The 1,179-nt window shown below is 61.2% G+C and carries 1 protein-coding gene; it reads right to left on the reverse strand.

The annotated features are described in order from the left end of the window. Positions 1-10: 10 nt before the first annotated feature. Positions 11-964 carry an IS110 family RNA-guided transposase gene (locus I6F20_RS37545; protein ID WP_225131589.1) on the reverse strand — a complete coding sequence of 318 codons (954 nt, stop codon included), beginning with the start codon at positions 962-964 and terminating at the stop codon, positions 11-13. Positions 965-1,179 lie beyond the last annotated feature (215 nt).

Below are 1,179 nucleotides of genomic sequence, written 5' to 3' on the forward strand. Positions count from 1 at the left end.
GTAGCAACCATTAAGTTGCGGCGGTATTTTCACGCCAGGGCGTACCTCGGGCAACAACGGTGTTGGCGTAGATAAGGAGCTTCCTGGCGCAAGCGATCAGGGCGACGCTGTGCGCTTTTCCTGCGGCTGTCAGGCGGCTGTAGAGGCCGATCAGCGCCTTATTCCAACGAAAGGCTGCTGGGAGCGCCGCGGCGTAGAGGGAGCGCCGAAGGCGGCCCCGGCCGCCGGCGATATGGCGCTGGCCCCGGTGTTTTCCGCTGTCGTCATCGAAAGGAGCCAGGCCGGCGAGTGCCGATGCCTGCTCTCGGCTGATCTGGCCGAGCTCCGGCATCCGGATGATCAGGGCCAGCGCGGTGCGTTCGCCAATGCCTGGAACGCTAAGCACGAGATCAAATCGAACAGCGAGATCGTGGTGAGCGCGCAATTGCTTGGCGATGAGGCGCAGCTGCGCGAGTCTTCGTACCTTGAGCCGCGCAATGTCGGCGAGAACCATTCGTTTAAGGCGTGGTTCACCGATGTGCTCGAGCCTGGTCTTGAAGCGAGCGATATCCTCCTCGATCTGTTCGACGAAGGTGAGGGCATCGGCAAGCGCAGTCAGTCGCGGATCTGGCGCAATCTCATGCGGTTCGATTGCAGCCGCACAAGCGGCAATCAAGGCCGCATCGAGAGCATCATTCTTGGCTCTCTGGCGGTGCAGGCGCGCAAAAGCCCGCACCTGGATTGGTTGGAGAACCAAAACAACAAAACCCGCTGCCCGCAGGTGGTTGACCACACCACGCTCGTAACCACCGGTCGCCTCGATTCCGACGCGTTCGACGCCCGCTTTTGTCAGCTCTGAGCGTAGTTGCTTCCAGCCCCGCATTGAGTTTGCGACCTGCAAACGCAGAACCTGTCCGCAAACCGCAACGTCCAGCTTGTCTTTGGCCGTATCGATACCGGCCGCAATCGTGGTAGTCTTCGTCATCTTCGCCGACCCCTGCCTTGTGAAGCGAACCAGATTGTTCCGGCAACCATCCGGGTCCGATGAAGGTGCTGACGCGATCACGCTACCGGGCAGCCACAAACTGCTCTGGGTGGGCTCGATCCGATCGCCAGCGGCCTGCCGGGGTTGCAGCCCCGGCAGGCCATTCCTCTCGGAACACCCCAATCAATATCCGATTGCGCTATTACAAGGGTGGG

Source organism: Bradyrhizobium sp. IC3123 (assembly GCF_020193625.1).
In the GTDB taxonomy this organism is placed as follows: domain Bacteria; phylum Pseudomonadota; class Alphaproteobacteria; order Rhizobiales; family Xanthobacteraceae; genus Bradyrhizobium; species Bradyrhizobium yuanmingense.

Bases quoted from the DNA above. Each gene is read 5' to 3' on its own strand.
- I6F20_RS37545 (WP_225131589.1), bottom strand. From the start codon at position 964: ATGACGAAGACTACCACGATTGCGGCCGGTATCGATACGGCCAAAGAC.